Source organism: Anaerococcus lactolyticus ATCC 51172, from assembly GCF_000156575.1.
Taxonomy (GTDB): domain Bacteria; phylum Bacillota; class Clostridia; order Tissierellales; family Peptoniphilaceae; genus Anaerococcus; species Anaerococcus lactolyticus.
The window spans coordinates 1-241 of the sequence record NZ_GG666138.1 but is presented as its reverse complement, the minus strand read 5'-3'; the positions used below and the strand labels follow the sequence as shown (position 1 = coordinate 241).

General features: G+C 74.3%; 1 protein-coding gene. It reads left to right on the top strand.

All coding sequences use genetic code 11. From position 1 onward, the window contains the following. On the top strand, window positions 1–241 hold a 241-nt coding region (locus tag HMPREF0072_RS12215; RefSeq protein WP_211204241.1), incomplete at both ends, for a hypothetical protein.

The window sequence follows — 241 nt, the reverse complement described above, 5'->3', positions numbered from 1 at the left end:
ATGCCGACCCCGGGCATCCGCTCGCCTGGCTGCGGCGCGGAGACGGGATCGTCGCCGTCGGCGCGACGCTCGCCGAGATCCGTCCTCCCGCACACACCGGGACCTCGCGCCTCGCGACGCTCGCGACCGAGTGGCGGGCCATGGCCGCGCGCGCCGAGGTCTCCGACCCGCTGGGGCTTCCCGGTACCGGGCTCGTCGCCTTCGGAGCGTTCACGTTCGATGACGAATCGTCGGCCGACAG